The 16,670-nt window shown below is 58.6% G+C and carries 7 protein-coding genes; 4 read left to right on the forward strand and 3 right to left on the reverse strand.

Annotation, left to right across the window (positions count from 1 at the left end; translation table 11 throughout):
• Positions 1 to 247: 247 nt before the first annotated feature.
• The 4 genes from JFU11_RS10995 to JFU11_RS11010 all read left to right on the forward strand — a co-directional run bounded on the left by JFU11_RS10995 (position 248) and on the right by JFU11_RS11010 (position 13,453).
• Positions 248 to 6,643 (forward strand): retention module-containing protein, encoded by a 6,396-nt coding sequence (locus JFU11_RS10995; RefSeq protein ID WP_201060614.1) that lies wholly within the window; start codon positions 248 to 250, stop codon positions 6,641 to 6,643.
• 364 nt (positions 6,644 to 7,007) lie between these two features.
• Complete coding sequence (locus JFU11_RS11000) at positions 7,008 to 8,942, forward strand: hypothetical protein (RefSeq protein ID WP_201060615.1); 1,935 nt, start codon at positions 7,008 to 7,010, stop codon at positions 8,940 to 8,942.
• A gap of 98 nt (positions 8,943 to 9,040) precedes the next feature.
• A complete protein-coding gene (locus JFU11_RS11005) occupies positions 9,041 to 10,969 on the forward strand; it encodes a hypothetical protein (RefSeq protein WP_201060616.1) in 1,929 nt (642 codons plus the stop codon).
• 189 nt (positions 10,970 to 11,158) lie between these two features.
• Complete coding sequence (locus tag JFU11_RS11010) at positions 11,159 to 13,453, forward strand: autotransporter outer membrane beta-barrel domain-containing protein (protein WP_201060617.1); 2,295 nt, start codon at positions 11,159 to 11,161, stop codon at positions 13,451 to 13,453.
• 280 nt (positions 13,454 to 13,733) lie between these two features.
• On the opposite strand, the gene xopAW is transcribed toward JFU11_RS11010, so the two are convergent.
• The 3 genes from xopAW to JFU11_RS11025 all read right to left on the reverse strand — a co-directional run bounded on the left by xopAW (position 13,734) and on the right by JFU11_RS11025 (position 16,622).
• Complete coding sequence (gene xopAW / locus JFU11_RS11015) at positions 13,734 to 14,576, reverse strand: XopAW family type III secretion system calcium-binding effector (RefSeq protein WP_123723036.1); 843 nt, start codon at positions 14,574 to 14,576, stop codon at positions 13,734 to 13,736.
• A gap of 235 nt (positions 14,577 to 14,811) precedes the next feature.
• Complete coding sequence (locus JFU11_RS11020) at positions 14,812 to 15,864, reverse strand: HAMP domain-containing sensor histidine kinase (protein WP_201060618.1); 1,053 nt, start codon at positions 15,862 to 15,864, stop codon at positions 14,812 to 14,814.
• The gene (locus JFU11_RS11025; RefSeq protein ID WP_052964899.1) at positions 15,864 to 16,622 is read right to left on the reverse strand and encodes a response regulator; all 759 of its coding nucleotides are present in this window, start codon (positions 16,620 to 16,622) and stop codon (positions 15,864 to 15,866) included. The genes JFU11_RS11020 and JFU11_RS11025 overlap by 1 nt, the downstream gene beginning before the upstream one ends.
• Positions 16,623 to 16,670: the final 48 nt, after the last annotated feature.

Consider the following 16,670-nt stretch of genomic DNA (forward strand, 5'->3'; position numbering starts at 1 on the left):
TTACGCATCGTTAGCAGGGCGGTTATTTTGGAAGTGGACCCCGATGCCATTGATTGCAGAGGGTTTTATCCCGATCCAGAAATTCCCCTTGCGAGCGACACGTCTGGCGAGAGAGTCGGGAGGCAGTGGTTTACGTCAGGTAAACGCTTTCTCGGCAAACGATCCGCCAGGCCAACCTGCTTGAACCATGAGCAACTTCTTCGCGCAAACAGGATGCCGACAGCTGTTGGCAGCGGAGGAAATGCACATGGCAACGCTCATCGGTATCGTCAGTAAGGTCATCGGTCAGGTGTACGCAGTGGCGGGTGATGGCACCCGACGCACCTTGGTCGAGGGCGATCGGCTGTTTGCCGGCGAGCAACTGGTCACCGGGGCCGAAGGCGCGGTGGCGGTGCAGTTGAAAAATGGCCAGGAACTGACCCTGGGGCGTGACAGCAGCCTGCAGATGACGGACCAATTACTGGCGCATCAGGTCCCGCACGTGGAGACCTCTGAGGCGGTGACGCCGAGCCAGGCGCAACTGACCGATGTCGAGCAACTGCAAAAAGCCATTGCCGCCGGTGCCGACCCGACTCAGACCGGTGAAGCCACCGCTGCCGGGCCGGGCGCATCTGGAGCACCGGGTGGATTGGGCGGTGGTCACAGTTTTGTGTTGCTGGAGGAAGTGGCGGGTCGGGTCGATCCGATCATTGGTTTCCCCACTGCGGGCTTCAACGGCATTCCCGAATTCCCCCTGGCGCGCCGGGACGCTGATCCGGGCAATGGCGATAACGGTGCGGGTGGTGCGGGTGGTGCAGGTGGGACAGGTGCGCCGAATAACCCGGTCACCCTCATCGGCCTGTCGGCGGCGGGGGGCGAACTGACCCTCAATGAAGCCAACCTGGTGGACGGTTCGGCCAGCAACCCCGGAGCGCTGATTCAAAACGGCACCTTCACAATCATTGCGGCTGACGGGCTGACCAGCCTGAACATCGGCGGAATCAACGTGATCAGTGGTGGTGTGCCCGCCGGTTTTCCGCAATCGATCACCACGCAACTGGGCAACACCCTGACGATCACCGGTTACAACCCGGCTACCGGCGTGGTGAGTTACAGCTACACCCTGGTCGGCAACGAAACCCACTCGGCTGGCGACGGCACCAACAACCTCAGCGAACAGTTCACCGTCGTCGCGAGTGACAGCAACGGCGATACCGCCACCGGTTCGCTGGACGTCAACATCACTGACGATGTGCCCAAAGCCATCGACGACACCAACGCCAATAGCGCCTCGGAAACCCTGCTGACCCTGACCGGCAGCGTGCTGCCCAACGACCTCCAGGGCGCCGACCGCATTGCCACCGGTCCCGACAGCGGGCCAATTATTGGCGGCACGTTCAACGGGACTTACGGTACCTTGGTGCTCAATGCCAACGGCACGTACACCTACACCCTGAACACCAGCGATGCCGACTTCAAAGCCTTGAACGGTGATGGCAATGCTACCGAGAGTTTCGTCTACACCCTCACCGATTCCGATGGCGATACCAGCACCGCGACGCTGGTGCTGAATATCCAGAACAACGATGACCCAGTGACTCTCGATGGCCTGAACGTCAACGGCGGCGAACTCAACGTTTATGAGAAAAATCTTAGCGACGGCACCAGCCCCAACACACCGGCCTTGACCCAGAGCGGCACCTTTACCGTCACCGCCCTCGACGGTTTGCAAACACTGACCGTGGGCGGCATTGCGGTAGTCACCGGTGGCGTGGCGGCAGGCTTCCCGCAATCGATCGTCACGCCACTCGGCAGTACGCTGACCATCACCGGTTTCGACAGCACCACTGGCGTGGTCAGCTACAGCTACACCCTGACGGATAACGAAACCCACCCGAACGCCGACGGCACCAACAGCATCACCGAGAACCTCAATGTCGTCGCCACCGACGTCGATGGCAGCACTGCGTTGGGTCAGATCAACGTCAACATCGTCGATGACTTGCCCACCGCCAACCCTGATCAAGCGACGATAGCCGAAGGCGCAACGGCCTCGGGCAACGTGCTGAACAATGACGTCGGAGGTGCCGACGGCCCGGCACTCAGTGGTGCGGTGGTTGGCGTGCGCGCCGGCAACGACACTTCGACTTCAGCCATCGGTGGCCTGAATACTCAAATCAACGGCGCCTATGGCTACCTGACTCTGGATGCCAACGGCAACGCCGTGTACCACAGCAACCCGAACTCGGTCAGCGCGCCGGGGGCCACGGATGTGTTCACCTACACCGTGCGTGATGCCGACGGCGATGAAAGCACCACGACCATCACCATTAACGTGGCGGACTGCACCCTCGTTGCGGCCAGCGATAGCGACGTGACGGTTAACGAAAAAGCGCTGGATTTGACCCAGGATGGCCAGGATCTGGCGGCAGGCACGGTCACCGGCAGCGAGCCGGGCAACACCGGTGAAACCGGCTCCGGTACGCTGGTCGGCTCGGTCACTGGCACCACTGGCACGATCACTTACACCTTGGTCGGCAGCGCCACCGGGACTTATGGGCAAATCGTGCTCAACCCCGACGGCAGCTACACCTACACCCTGACCTCCGCACCAACGACCATCCCCCACGCCAACGACGGGCCGAATACCCTGAGCGAAAGTTTCACCTATCAAGCGACCGATCCCTTGGGTAACAGCGTCACCAGTACCATCGTGATCAACATCGTCGATGACGTACCCACCGCTCACGCCGATGCAGTCTCGGTGGCGGAGGGTGGAACGGTCAGCGGCAATGTGTTGGGCAATGATGTGCTCGGCGCTGACGGCCCTGCATCGGGTGGTGCAGTGGTCGGCGTGCGCGCCGGCAGCGACACATCCACTTCGGCCATCGGCGGTTTGAATACGCAAATCAACGGCACCTACGGCTACCTGACCCTGGATGCCAATGGCAACACCGTGTACCACAGCAATCCGAACTCGGTCAGCGCGCCGGGCGCCACGGATGTGTTCACCTACACCGTGCGCGATGCCGACGGCGATGAAAGCACCACGACCATTACCATCAACGTGGCCGACTGCTCCCTCGTGGTGGTCCCTGATAACGACGTAACGGTTCAGGAAAAAGCGCTGGATTTGACCAAGGATGGACAGGACCTGGCAGCAGGCACCGTCACCGGTAGCGAGCCGGGCAATACCGGTGAAACCGCCTCCGGCACGCTGGTCGGCTCCATCACTGGCGCTATTGGCGCAATCACTTACACCTTGGTCGGAAGCACCACTGGGACCTACGGGCAAATCCTGCTCAATCCGGATGGCAGCTACACCTACACCTTGACGTCCGCACCAGCGACCACGCCCAACGCTAACGACGGGCCGAACACTCTGAGCGAAAGCTTCACCTATCAGGCCACCGATTCTTTAGGCAACAGCGTCACCAGCACCATCGTGATCAACATCGTCGATGACGTGCCGACTGCTTACTGCGATTCAGTCGCGGTGGTAGAGGGTGGGACTGTCAGCGGTAATGTGCTGGACAACGATGTGCTCGGTGCTGACGGCCCGGCATTGGGAGGTGCAGTGGTCGGTGTGCGCGCCGGCAGCGACACCTCGACTTCGGCCATCGGCGGTTTGAACAGCCAAATCAACGGTACCTACGGCTATCTCACACTGGATGCCAACGGTAATGCCGTGTACCACAGCAACCCCAACTCGGTTGGCGAGCCGGGCGCCACGGACGTGTTCACCTATACCGTGCGTGATGCCGACGGCGATGAAAGCACCACCACCCTGACCATCGACGTGTCCAACAACTGCCTCGTAACGGTCACCGATACCGACGTGACGGTCTACGAAAAAGCCCTGGATTTGACCCGAGACGGCCAGGATCTGGCAGCGGGCACGGTCACTGGCAGCGAGCCTGGCAACACCGGTGAAACCGGCTCCGGTACGCTGGTCGGTGCGGTCACCGGCGCCAGCGGTGCGATCACTTACACCCTGGTCGGCAGTGCCACCGGAACCTACGGGCAGATCCTTCTCAACCCCGACGGCAGCTACACCTACACCCTGACCTCGGCGCCGAAAACTTCGCCCACCGCCAACGACGGCGCGAACACCCTGAACGAAAGCTTCACCTACACCGCCACCGATGCCGTGGGCAACAGCACCACCGGCACCCTTGTGGTCAGCATCGTCGATGACGTGCCCAAAGCCGTCACCTCGGACCGTTCGGTGCCCGCGGTGCAGATCGACTCCAACCTGCTGCTGGTGATCGACGTGTCCGGGAGCATGGTCGACCCTTCCGGTGTATCGGGACTGTCGCGGCTGGACCTGGCCAAGCAGGCGATCAGCGCATTGCTCGACAAGTACGACGATCTGGGCGACGTGAAAGTGCAGATCGTCACCTTCAGCAGCAGCGCCACGGACCAGACTTCGGTGTGGGTCGATGTGGCGACCGCCAAGTTGATCATCGCTACGCTGACGGAGGGCGGCGGCACCAACTACGACGCAGCCGTGGCGACCATGCAAACCGCATTCAACACCTCGGGCAAACTCACCGGAGCGCAGAACGTCGGCTACTTTTTCTCCGATGGCAAACCCAACGAAGGCGACATCGGCCCCGCGGACGAGGCCGCGCTCAAAGCCTTCCTCGACGCCAATGGCATCAAGAACTACGCCATTGGCCTGGGCAGTGGCGTCAGTAACGCCAGCCTCGATCCAGTGGCCTATGACGGCAGCACGCACACCGACACCGACGCCGTGATAGTGACCGACCTCAATCAGCTCAACTCGGTACTCTCGGGCACCGTGCAAGGCGCGCCGGTCACCGGTTCGCTGCTGGGCGAGGGCGGTACATTTGGCGCCGATGGTGGCTTCATCAAATCCATCACGATCGACGGCACCACTTATACCTATGATCCGAAAGCCAACAGCAATCAGGGTTCGCTGAGCTTCAGCGGCGGCGCCAACCACGGCACCTTCAACACCGCCAACAACACCCTGAGCATCGCCACCAATGACAGCGGCACCCTGGTGGTGAACCTCGATACCGGCGAGTACACCTACCTCTCGCAGAAAACCACGGCCGCGGTCATCACCGAAAACATCGGCTTCACCGTCAGCGACAACGACGGCGATCTGGCCAGCTCCACGCTGGTGATCAACGTGATTCCGAACACGCCGCCGGTGGCGGTCGATGACCACGTCATTACCAACGTGCTGTCGGGCAGCATTGTGCTGCCGGGCGAACTGCTGCTGGCCAACGACAGCGACGTCAATGGCGACACGCTCACGGCATCGCCGACCACCTTCAACACTGGCTGGACGGCCAGGGGCGGGGACTTTACCGGCACCAATCCGAACTTCAGTTTCACCGCCAATAACACCCAGGCAGTGACCATCGCCCGCAGCGCATTCGTCGCCAACACAGCCGCCATGACGGCGATGTTGGTGGTCAGCGGGGCGCTGGGGGCGGTCAGCGCCAACAATACCAATGATGAGGACCGGATCACCGTCAACCTCAAACAGGGTGAAACCCTCAACCTGGACCACAATCTGGCGGCCGGCCACGTCACCATGGAGTACTCGGTCAACGGCGGTGCTTTCATTGCCATCGCCGATGGCCAGACCATCACCGCCACGGCGGACGGCACGTACCAGATCCACATCACCAACATCGACGACGGCGGTCCGGGCAACAGCGGGAAGGGCGCGGAAAACTACCAGCTGACCATGACCGTCAACTACGCCGGAGCCCACGATGCCACGCCGGACTTCCACGGCACCTACACCGCCAACGACAACCACGGCGGCAGCGACTCGGCCAATGTGACCATCAGCTATCAGGATGGCCATACGCTGACCGGCACTTCTGGGGACGACGTACTGGTGGCGGGCGCGGGCAACAACGTCATCAATGCCGGCGACGGCAATGACGTGCTCACCGCCGGTTCCGGCAACAACGAAATGCACGGCGGCGCCGGCAATGACTTGCTGTTCAGCGGCGCGGGCAATGACCTGCTCGACGGTGGCACCGGCAACGACACCGCGAGCTACGCCCACGCCACTGCCGGGGTCACCGCCGACCTGAACCAGCTTACCGCGCAAAACACCCTTGGCGCGGGCACTGACACTCTGACCGGCATCGAAAACCTCACCGGCTCAAACTTCAACGACAGCCTTATGGGGGACAACAACAGCAACATCATTAACGGCGGTTTGGGTAACGATGTGCTCAACGGCGGGGGCGGCGATGACTTCCTGATCGGCGGCCTCGGCAACAACACCCTCACCGGTGGCAGCGGCGCCGACACCTTCCAGTGGCTCAAAGGCAACAGCGGCCACGACGTCATCACCGACTTCACCCCAGGCACCGACAAACTCGACCTGTCGCAACTGCTGCAAGGCGAAAACGGCACCGCGGCTTCGCTGGATGACTACCTGCACTTCACCGTCAGCGGCAGTGGCGCGTCAGTGATCACCAGCATCGACGTCAGCGCCATGGCCGGCGCCACGCCGAACCAGACCATCGACCTGGCGGGTGTGAACCTGGCCAGCCACTACGGCGTCACGCCGGGGGCGGATGGGGTGATTGTTGGTGGTCACGATACGGCGACGATCATCAACGGCATGCTCAATGATCATTCGTTGAAGGTGGATACCGTGTGAACTGAAGGCTGAAACGACAAAACCCGCCCTCCCGGTTAAACCGGAGAGCGGGTTTTTGTTTGTCCGTGCTTGAGCGCCGGTGATGCATTGCCTGTTGGATCGTCATCGCGAGCAGGCTCGCGATGACCCCCTGTGGCCTCAGTTAATGGTCAGGACGGCGGGTCGAGATTATCCAATACCCGATTCACCGACGGATCCCTTGAATTCTTACCTGAGCGGCTGATCCCCGACGAACGGTAGCAAAACCTGCTATTTCTGACAGTAGCCAGTACCTGACAGCGGGCATTAAATGAAGCCATCTCGTTAAGCGCGTATTCAATCTCAAGGCGCGCAGCCCACGCATCCTCGTCAGGGAAGACTTGCAATGGTATCGCCCAATCAACCTAACGACCTGCTTGCTGCCGAGGAACCGCCTTCATCCTTCGGGGCCACAGACGAGCCGCCGAAAGTGCCGGCGGTCATCGAGCAGGATGATCCGAACGGGCTGCTGCCAAGGTCTGCGCTAGGAGCGCGATTGGCCGTTACGTTCACGGATTTTAAACAGGGGGTAGGACCAGACGAGGAGGATTGGGTCGAGCTTGGATTCATGCCTGTTGGGACCCCCTTCAGGCGGGTCGATGACCGTTGGTATCCCAACGCCGACCCTATCGGATTTCCGCAAACGCTCTTTGTCCCTCAGGAGCTTTTGTCGATCGGCATTTACGAGGTGTCGGTCAGGGTTTCTATTTCAGGGGTTAACCCGAAAGAGTCACCCAGAAAAAAACTGACCATTGACACCCAACCGCCCAACTTCGGCGGTAAACCCGATGCCGTGGTGTTTCCTGCCGAGCTGGACGGCACGATTACCGAGACCTATTTGACCGAACATGGGCAGGTGATCGTTGATGTACCTTGGTACATCGACGTCATGGCGGGAGACCGTGCGCCGTATTTCTGGACGGATCGAGAGCTGCCGCCCGACCACGAAATACCAATCCGCGAACAGGAGTTCAGTCAGGAGGACATTGACAATAAACGACTGCTGATCACCGTTTACGCCGATGAAATTCGCCCTTGGGGTGAAGGAAAGCGTTACCTGTATTACTCGCTTAGAGATCGGGCCGGGAATACCGGCCCCAGATCCTATCTTGCGGATATTAACGTAGACCTGACCCCCGCCCCAGGCCAGCTGCCACCGCCCAAGGTTCCACTGCCCAGAGGGTTGGTCGATCGTCAGCAGGCCCGTGATGATGTGCAAGTGGAGATCGATCAGTACGACTTTGCGGATCCGGGGCATTGGGTCGCCATTTTTTGGGACGACACCCCGCTGGCCGAATTTCCAGTAGACCCTGCAGCTCCTATTACGGCCACGGTACCTTGGCCGACGCTGCACGCCAAAGGTGATGGACCGTTGCGGGCGAAGGTTTATTACAAGATTCGACAAGGCAGTGCGTATGGGCCGCCTTCACCGGATATTTCGGTGGCCGTCGACCTCACGTTGGCCGGGCAGGATCATGACAAGGCGCCGGCGCGTACCAACGAAGACCTCGCATTCGTGGAGGTTTACGGGGAAAAATCCGGCATCAGGAATTCATTGCTGACAGAGGATCATGGTTATCCGGCCAAGGTTCTACTGAACTTGTATAACGCGCCCAAGCCAGATGAAGTGCTTGAACTTTATTGGGGAAATTACCCCGGGCCCGTCGCACGCTACGACGTCAAAGTCGGGGACGTGGCCGGCGCGCCCATTGAGTTCACGGTTCCCTGGGAAGTTATCGACACCGATAAACAGAATCCGGCGTTACCCGTTTCCTACACCACCAGCAATGGCGTTAATGAACAGCAGTCCCTGCCGACCCCGGTCAAGGTGGCAATCATCTGGATCGAGAACCTGAAGGAACCCACGTTCCCTCATGGCGGGTTGCATGGCGTACTCCACTGTTGTTCGAGGCCTCGGCTCTGGGAAGGCGTGACGGTCAGAGTCAAGGCCGACCCCCGTATCGAACAGGGCGACAGGCTGATACTTGTCTGGCAGGGGTGTGCCGGTTTAAACGGCACTGATCCCATAGACGGTGCTTACGACGAGATTGTTAAAGAACTCACCACGCTTCAACCCGGTGAGGACATCGATATTGTCGTCGCAGATTACGACAGGTTGATTGCCCCAATGGTGAATAACGGCTCCGGGCTGGCTTATTACAAGCTTGAAAAACACGATGGTGGCAGGGGCGTTTCCAAGTCGGAGTTTGTTGTCATTAATCGAACCATGCCCAGTGGTGAGGTTTGTTCGCCGGAGAAAGATCTGTGTAACGAAAACTGACTGGTTTTCGCACGTGAAGTGAATGTCCGGCATCTGTATGGATGGTCAGCAGTTGATGACAGATGACTTGACGCGTCTACTGAAAAGGAGAACGAATAATGACCAATATGAATGTGTTATCGGAAGCAGAACTGGCTCGGAGAAAGTTGTCCATCTTGCGTCAATCTTTACGCCGTGCGGCCGGTAAGGCGCCTGTGGTAGAGAATTTATTGCCGGCGATACCCGGTGATGATATTGCGAAATTGCAGTCGAGTCGTCAGGGGCAGGCCTGCAAGGTGATTCTTGAAGATGTACAGGTGCCCGACGGTGCACAAAACGGCGATACTTTCATTGTTTTGTTAAAGGATGATGTTCCGGTGTCAGCATGGGAAGAGCTTCCGGTGCCTGTGTCTGATACTTATGAAATGATATTGCCGGGGACAGAAACGGCTACTCCTGGAGTATTTCGTTTGAAGTATAGAGTGCTCTACGCGAGTAATTCCACTGAGTCTGACCCGTCCGTATTTTTCATCGATACCGTTGCGCCAAATCATGGCCGGCCAGGTAACAAACCTACCCCGCCTGTTGAGGTGGTAGATGGTCTTATTACTCGCGCTATTCTGGATTTGTTGGATGCTGTTACGATGATTATTGACCCTCCGGATGATGTTAAAGCTGGGGATATATATGAGCTTTTTTATGGTAAAAGTATTCCTGCTATTCCTGTTGGTGTTTTCAATGTTACTGAAGATTCTACTTTGCCAATTAGAATAGATATCCCAAAAACTTGGTTTGAAATAGGTGAGGGTGATTTTATTTGTTACTGCAGGTTTAAAGACCGGGTTGGAAATGTTGGGCCCGAGTCAATGCCGCTCAACCTTCGTGTTGAGCTCACACCGGTGCCCAGTGGATTACAACCACCACAAGTGCCGGAGAGCGATGACGGTGTGGTCGATTTGAATGATGCCCATCCCGATGTAGCGGTGGTTATCCCGACTTTCGATAATGGATTGCCGACAGATCAGGTCAGGGTAACGTTTAATGGCAACGTACAACCCCCCAAGCCCACGGACGGCACCTCTCCAGTGATTGTTGACGTGCCATTCGCGGATGTGGCGGAAGGCGGTAATGGTCCGAAGGATGTCGCGGTGACCTATGCCATCGTACGAGACGGTAAGGACTTTCCGGAACCGGTTGGTAAAACGTTCAGCGTTAACCTGACGATTCCAGGGCCGGTCAACCCCGAACCGGATCCGGATTTGGGTAACCCGAACCTGAATGAATTAGTGTTGAAAGGCTCAACAGGTGATAACACCTTGGTGGAAGATGATGTTGGTAATGAAATCGATATCGATCTGACGATTTATACGGGATTCAAGGACGGAGACATTGTCGACTTGAAGTGGGAGGGGAAGGTTGTACCTCCTCCGGGTGGACGTTACGCGGTAGATGGCACTGAAGATCCAGCTTTTAAAATTCCGTTTAAACTCCCGTCGGCAATATTTGAAGCGACCGGGAACGGAAAAAAATCAGCGCGTTTTGTAATCACCAATCCCACTCAAAATGGTGAGAACGAAAATCCGTCACCGCCAACCGAAGTAGATGTATATATTCATCCTGTGACGCTTCCAGATCCTGTCATTCAGCATCTGTATACCAATCCTATTGGGCGTGAGTACCTCGATTGCAGTTCGCTACGGGATATACCTGTGGTGGGTAAGGCAGCGATTATCAGAGTGGAGGGGGGTGGCTCACTTGAACCTGAAATGACGTTGGAATTTAAATGGTCAGGGACGAAGTTTCCAGTGGGTAGTGATCCTGTCGATGATTATCTGTTCGAAAAAACATTGCAAGGAACTGAACATATAAACGGATTCGAAGTGTATCTGCCGTTCAATATTGCGCTTAAAACCATTGCAGACGGAGAAGGAGCCATTGTTTATACCACGACAATTGATGATCGCACCCATAGTTCTGTTGAGCATAAGGTTAGAGTGGTTGTGATCGATGCGGATCAAAACTTCTGCTCTGGCACCCGAGCCGAATAACGTTAATTATCACTCAGGGGTGGAGGATGCTCTCCACCTTTTTTTATATTTCAGTGAGAGTTAATTCTCGTTAAATTGGAGATAAGTCCTACAGAAAAGTCGCTTTTCTCCTTGTACTCTGCGCTCACATTTTTCATGCCTTCCTCTCGCGAGAGGACATGTCTTGCTCAATAGTTAGAAGGAGTCATCATGGAAACGTGTTTGCAGTTGTTTCCGTTACAGCGAATCAAAAAGTCTCTGGTGTGGCTGACCTTGGCCCCAACCCTGTTATCGAGCCCTCTGGTGTTTGCATTGACCTCGATCGAATCTGGGCAAACCCTGGACATCGATCAAAATACCCCGCTGGACAACTACCTAGCCCGTAATGGTGGCGTGTTGAATTCCAATGGTGCGAATACCTTTGAAGTGTTGATCAACACCGATGCGAAGTTCAATGCGGTGGGCGGCACCTATGCCGGACGTCTGGGTAATGCCGGGGTTTCGATCACCAATGCCAGTGGCAACCTGACCGATGCCACAGTGACCGGAACCCGAATGGGCATGCTCATCAATCGGGTCAGCGGAACCACTACCGGTTCGAACGTAGTGATCAGCGGCAGCCGGATCACCGGCATAACGGCCGGGATCGAAACCGGTGGCGGCAGTCTCATTCAATTAACCGATACTCAGGTGACCGGTAGCGGGCCGACCGGCATCGGTCTGAACTCGTTTGGCGCAGATGTCAGGGCCGCAGGTGGCAGCATCACCGGTGGTGCGACCGGTGTTCGACTGCGGGCTGACGCAGAAGGTGTGGGAGGGGGCGCCAATCTGTCGTTGAGCAATGTCCAGGTGCAGGGGCAGACCGGGTCGGCGATTCTCGCTGATGCCGGCGTGACCACACAGATACAAGTGCTGAACAATACCCGTCTGCTCGCCGGCAACAACATTCTGCTCGACGTGAAGGACGCCTCGACCGTCACCATGACCGTCGCCAACAGCACCCTGCAAGGCAACATCAACATCGACGGCAACAGCACTGCCAACCTCACCTTCGATCAGGGCCACATGACCGGTGATGTGGTGTTGGTCGATGACCCCTCAACAGCCACCGTCACCCTGCAAAACAATTCGACGTTCACCGGCCGCCTGGACCAGGTCAACGGCGTGACGATCAACAGCGGGTCGACCTGGACGCTGACCGGCAATGACACCGTGGGTGCGCTGGCCATGGGCGGCGGTAATCTCAAGTTTGGCCCCGACGATCAACCCGATACGTTTTACCAACTCAATGTCGGGACGCTGGTCGGTAATCCGGGCACCAACCTGATCATGATGAAAGGTAACTTCGCCAGCGGCGAGCACGATTTCCTCAACGTAACCGGAGTGGCCACCGGTGATTTCGGCTTGGCGGTCAGTGCGTCCGGTCTGGATGCCGTTTCGCCTCAGGCGTTGACTCTGGTGCGTACCGGCAGTGGGCCTGCTCAATTCTCCCTGGTCAATGGGCCGGTGGCGCTGGGCGCCTGGTCCTACCAACTGGCCAGTCGCTCTAACGGCGAAGCCACTGAGTGGTACCTGGACCCGACCACCAAAACCGTCAGCCCCGGCGCGCGTTCGGTGTTGGCGTTGTTCAATGCCCCGGCGACCATCCTGTACGCCGAGGGCGCGACCTTGCGCAGCCGGATGGGTGAGTTGCGCTTCAACGGTGGCGATTCGGGCTTCTGGATGCGCACTTACGGCAACAAATACAATGTCGCCGACGGTTCCGGCGTGGCGTATCAGCAGACCCAACAGGGTCTGTCCCTCGGTGCGGATGTGCGCTTGGGTGACAGCCAGTGGCTGGCGGGTGTGATGACCGGTTACAGCCATTCCGACCTGAACATCGAGCAGGGCACTTCCGGGACGATCAAGAGTTACTACCTGGGGCCTTATGTGACCTGGCTGGATGACGAGAGTGGCTATTACTTCGACGCTCTGCTCAAGTTCAACCGTTTTCACAACGACGCCAAGGTCGGCATGAGCGACGGCACCCGGGCCAAAGGCGATTACACCAGCAACGGCGTCAGCGCTTCAGCGGAGTTCGGGCGCCACATCAAGCTGGAGCAGGACTACTTCATCGAACCCTACGGCAAACTGACGACTGCCGTGATTCAAGGCAAGAACTACGACCTGGACAACGGCATGCACGCCGACGGCGATCGCACCCGCTCGGCGCTCGCCGAAGCCGGCATGACCGTTGGCCGCAACTTCGCCCTGGGCAATGGCCGCGTGGTTCAACCCTATGTGCGTGCAGCGGTGCTGCATGAATTCATCAACAATAACCGGGTCACGGTCAACGAGAACAACGTGTTTAATAATGACTTGTCCGGTACGCGCGGGCAGTTTGGAGTGGGGGTGGCGCTGGCGCTGTCCGAGGCGTTCCAGGTGCATGCCGATTTTGATTATGGCAAGGGCGAGCATATTGAGCAGCCGTATGGGGTGAATGTGGGGTTGCGTTATAACTTTTGAGTTATTAGTGCCAAGCTTAAAGCCCCTGAAAAAAACGCCTCGTAGTGACGAGGCGTTTTTTTACTTGAGACCCACACCCAATGTATGGGGGCCGTTCGCATACGTACCCACAGGTGCTTCCCCACCTGTTATTACGCCTGCGCGGGGGAGAGGCTGACTACTGTCAAATCTGATAGTAGCGATGAGTGGTTAGGTCCGTCGGGTCCCAAACAACGAAAAAAGCCCATTGAGCCTGTGGAGGTCAATGGGCTTTTTGCCGGGCTTGGAGATCTATCGCGACTCAAGTCGCCTCGTTCAGGTATTTGCCCACGGTCGCCACGTTGTCGAGCGAGTACTGTTTGCTCAGGTTGGCGATCATTTTGTTCAGGGCTTCGGTCACGTTGAACTGGTTGGTGGAGCTGTCAGTGTTCTGCTCGCGACCGGTTTGCAGGGCGGTTTTCAGTTCATCGCTGCTGACGCCACCGCTGCTGTCGCTATCCAGGATCTTGAGCAATGCGGCGCTGGTGTCGGTGCTGGTCGACGAGGTGCTGTCGCTGGCCAGGGCGCTGCTCAGTTCGGTGGCGGTGACACTGCCGTCGCTGTCGGTATCGAGCTGGCTGAACAGCTCTTCGCTGGACATCTGCTGAGGTGGCGGTGGCGGTGGGGTCAGGCTGGCGACGAGTTCGTCCTGGCTGACGGTGCCGTCTTCGTTCTTGTCCAGGGCCGAGAAGATTTCTGCGCTGTCGGCCGTGCTGCCGGCGCTGGTGAGGCCGTTGCTCAGCTCATCGCTGCTGATGGCGCCGTCGCCGTCTGTGTCCAGAGCGCTGATCAGCGCGTCGGCCAGTTCGGTGCTCGGTGCCTGATCATGCGGCGGCGGAGGGGCCATCGCGGCCATTTCTTCGCTGCTCAGGCTGCCGCTTTCGTCGCTGTCCAGGTCGCTGAAGTTTTTGCTCAGGCTGACCAGCAGACCGTCATCGGTTTTCTGCGACAGGGCGCTCGTGAGCTCGTCCTGATCCACCGCGCCGTCGCTGTTGCTGTCGAGTTTGGCGAGCAGTTCTTTCTGGAATTGCTGGCTGCGGGCGCTGTTGGTGGAGGTGCTGCTGGTGCTGGTATAGCTCGTGTAGTTGCTGACACTACCGATCATTGTGCTCACTCCTTGGAATGGGAAAACCGGTGAGTGCACCGGCTCATGCAGCCTCAAGGGGTGAGTTGTCGTGGGTATGTGAGGTTTGTACCGATTGGTACACACAAGTAATTGGCCGGGCTCAGATCCTGTGGGAGCGGGCTTGCCCGCGATGAGGCCGGCACATTCAACATCGATGTTGGCTGTCAGACTGCTATCGCGGGCAAGCCCGCTCCCACAGGAGAGTCGTTGTGACTTAGAGGCGGGGTAGGCGGATGACCGCCGTCAGGCCTCCACCGGAGGTCTCTTCCAGGCTCAACTGCCCGCCCAGACGCTCCGCTGCTTCCCGGGCGATGGTCATGCCCAGGCCGACGCCGCCGGAGTTGCGATTACGTGAACCTTCCAGGCGAAAGAACGGTTCGAACACCGCTTCACGTTTATCCGCTGCGATACCCGGGCCATGGTCGATGACCCGGATCACCAGCTCCTCGCGGCTGTCCTCAAGCGTGATCAGCGCGTCCCCGGCATAACGCAGGGCGTTGTCGAGCAGGTTATTGATGCACGAGCGCAAGGCCATCGGCTGAACCTGCAACGGGGCGCAATGGCCGCTGGCCTGGACGTTGGAACCCTGGTCCTGGGCGTTTTCACTCAGGGATTCCACCAACGCCTGCACGTCCATCCATTGTGGCGCTTCGCTGGTGCGCTGTTCGTGCAGGTAGGTGAGGGTGGAATCGAGCATGCTGATCATGTCGTCCAAGTCCTGACGCATCTGGCCTTGCAGCTTGTCGTCGTCGATCTTCTCCAGTCGCAGCTTGAGTCGCGACAGCGGCGTGCGCAGGTCATGGGACACCGCGCCAAGCATCCGCGAGCGCTGCTGCATTTGTTCAAGAATGCGTTGCTGCATCAAATTGAAGGTGTGGGCCGCTTGCCGCGCTTCCCGTGGGCCGGACTCATCCAGCGGTGGACTGTCGAGATTTTCACTCAGGCGCTCGGCGGCGTCGCTCAGGCGTTGAATCGGACGGGTCAGCAGCTTGGCGCCGTACCAGGCGGCGATGATCAGCGAGACAAACTGAAAGGTCAGCGGCACCAGCGGCCCGCCAAACCAAGGCCGTGGCGGCCGGTTGCCGAAGCGCGGGTCCGATGGTGGGCGTTGTCCGTCGAAGCGCTCGGAAAACTCCGACGGCGGAGGAGGGGGAGGCGGTGGACCGTAATGCTTGAACCAGAGGAACGCCAACAGGTGCGCCAGTACGATCGCCAGCAGCAGCACGCCAAACAGGCGGCCGAACAGCGTATCGAAGCGCGCACGCATCAGCCGATGTCTCGTGCGTCGAACAGATAACCCTCGCCGCGAACGGTCTTGATCAGTTGTGGGGCTTTCGGGTCGTCACCGAGTTTCTGGCGCAGGCGCGAGACGAGCAAGTCGATGCTGCGATCAAACGCTTCGATCGAGCGACCACGGGCGGCGTCCAGTAGTTGTTCGCGGCTGAGTACCCGGCGCGGACGTTCGATGAACACCCAGAGCAAACGGAATTCGGCGTTGGACAACGGCACCACCAGGCCATCGGCGGCGATCAACTGGCGCAGCACGCTGTTGAGGCGCCAGGTGTCGAAGCGAATATTCGCACGCTGTTCGGTACGATCATCGCGCACCCGACGCAGAATGGTCTGAATCCGTGCGACTAGCTCTCGCGGCTCGAATGGCTTGGCCATGTAGTCGTCGGCACCCAGTTCCAGGCCGATGATCCGGTCGGTGGGTTCGCAGCGGGCGGTGAGCATCAGGATCGGGATGTCCGATTCGGCGCGCAACCAGCGGCACAGCGACAAACCGTCTTCGCCCGGCAGCATCAGGTCGAGCACCACCACGTCGAAATGCTCGGCTTGCAGGGCCTGACGCATGGCGGCGCCATCGGTGACGCCGCTGGCGTGGATACTGAACCGGGCCAGGTAGTCGATCATTAATTCACGGATCGGGACGTCATCGTCTACGATCAGGGCGCGAATGCTCCAGCGTTTATCGTCGGCCGGCGCTTTTTGATCGTCGTTCTGAGGTGCTGGGGAGTTGTGCATGCGTGCGTTCATCTGCCAGATAGGCTGCCAACCACAAAGATAGGCTGC

Source organism: Pseudomonas sp. TH37, from assembly GCF_016650735.1.
GTDB lineage: Bacteria > Pseudomonadota > Gammaproteobacteria > Pseudomonadales > Pseudomonadaceae > Aquipseudomonas > Aquipseudomonas farris.

Bases quoted from the DNA above. Each gene is read 5' to 3' on its own strand.
- JFU11_RS10995 (WP_201060614.1), top strand. From the start codon at position 248: ATGGCAACGCTCATCGGTATCGTCAGTAAGGTCATCGGTCAGGTGTAC.
- JFU11_RS11000 (WP_201060615.1), top strand. From the start codon at position 7,008: ATGGTATCGCCCAATCAACCTAACGACCTGCTTGCTGCCGAGGAACCG.
- JFU11_RS11005 (WP_201060616.1), top strand. From the start codon at position 9,041: ATGACCAATATGAATGTGTTATCGGAAGCAGAACTGGCTCGGAGAAAG.
- JFU11_RS11010 (WP_201060617.1), top strand. From the start codon at position 11,159: ATGGAAACGTGTTTGCAGTTGTTTCCGTTACAGCGAATCAAAAAGTCT.
- xopAW (WP_123723036.1), bottom strand. From the start codon at position 14,576: ATGATCGGTAGTGTCAGCAACTACACGAGCTATACCAGCACCAGCAGC.
- JFU11_RS11020 (WP_201060618.1), bottom strand. From the start codon at position 15,864: ATGCGTGCGCGCTTCGATACGCTGTTCGGCCGCCTGTTTGGCGTGCTG.
- JFU11_RS11025 (WP_052964899.1), bottom strand. From the start codon at position 16,622: ATGCACAACTCCCCAGCACCTCAGAACGACGATCAAAAAGCGCCGGCC.